Genomic DNA, 1,511 nt, shown 5'->3' with positions numbered 1-1,511 from the left:
AACCGCCCAGTTTGGCAACTTCGCGGTAAAACTGTCCCACGGTCAGGTCGTGAACGCGATTCATATTCTTGCGGGCTAGTTTGAGCATTTCGAGCCAAACTTTCGGGATCACTTTTTTTGCCGGGACATCGGGATTCGTTCGTGCCAGTGACTTCAGTTGCAACAAACGGACCGCCACCACGCTGGTCAAGCCGACAAAGGCTTCCAAACGATCCGCTGTTTTGAGCTGACTCGATTCCGTGCTACAGCCCGTCTTTAACGCCTTGTGATATTCTTCCACTAACCAGCGCAATTCATAATAACCAATGATGGTCCACGCATCATCGAAGGTTGCCACCGGCAGCGAAGTAAGCAGAACCCAGCGAATCGGCGTGACGCCTTGCGGCGCGTTCACTTCCACGACTTCAAGCACCGTCATGGGGATAGGGGACGGATTGAGTTTTTTCACCCAACGGCTGACGTGCCGTGGCCGAGGTATCTTGACAGTACCGACGCGAACTTCCAACTCGGCTTTCCGAGCCGCTTGGCCGGGCCGTGCTCTCAGTTCCAACGTGTAACGCCCCAGAATTTTCAATTGGGGAAGGTACGCCTTCAACGTCATGCTCTTTTCTGCGTCTCCCACAAGCACATAACGTTGCAGTCGAGAAGCTCGAACTACCCAGTCGCTACGTTGCTGGAGCAGGTGACAATAGACTTCGAAGTTGTCGGCCCCGCGATCAAAGACATGCGTATACGAACAGCCTTCCGCGGGAGGACCAATCTGATCGATGACTTGGCCCCATACTTCGGACTCGCGATCCTTCTTATTCAGACGCTTGGGTGCCGATGGACGCTTCTGGCCTTTGGGTTTCTTTTTCCGATAGTGGATCGTCTGGCCGGCAACTCCGAGAATTTCCTCGGTATCGGCGTCAACCATCAAGGCGCTATGCAAGAGAAAACCCCGGCCGCTGCCGTTTCCCGTTGGGCCCACGCCTTTGATCTGACGCAACCCGCCGAAATCAAGCTCTGTGGTATCGCCAATCACGAGCGTATGGCGTGTGGCGCGTTCCTTGGTCAACTCCCAGTGAGTACCAGCAATGGCTTCGAAGGTGACTTCTTGGCGATCGAACATTCGGTATGCCGCTTTGAGATCGGACCAGACTTCCGTTTGATTGGGAAGGCTGGCCGAAGGATTATCGGCGATTTGCTCCGCCACGCGAACCAAACGGTCTGTCCTTCTCTTGTCTCCCAACTCGCAAGCTCCAAAATTCATTTGTGCCCATTCCTTTGTTGACTGCATCGAACCACCTCCGTGACCGTATGTCAGCACCGCTGGCTTAGCCTCCCTTCATCGATGCCTCAATACCCTGCCTCATGCACGGCCCCGCCAACCATTACGCAACTCACCGCGTTTCAGTTGGGCACTTCTCCTAAGTCCACGCATGTCAATTACTTCGACACGCTATCGTGGCACCGCTGCACCCACTAGCAATGCACTGCCGAATAGCGCCAAAATGTGGGTAAGGACAAGG

The 1,511-nt window shown here is 54.6% G+C and carries 1 protein-coding gene; it reads right to left on the bottom strand.

What is annotated here, in order from left to right; all coding sequences use genetic code 11:
* Nucleotides 1-1,279: IS4 family transposase (locus tag WD071_RS00015; protein ID WP_368046224.1), on the bottom strand; the 1,279-nt coding region annotated here is incomplete at its 3' end.
* Between the last annotated feature and the right edge of the window lie 232 nt (nt 1,280-1,511).

This window comes from Pseudohongiella sp., from assembly GCF_040877505.1.
In the GTDB taxonomy this organism is placed as follows: domain Bacteria; phylum Pseudomonadota; class Gammaproteobacteria; order Pseudomonadales; family Pseudohongiellaceae; genus Pseudohongiella.
This window is presented reverse-complemented; position numbering and strand designations above follow the sequence as displayed.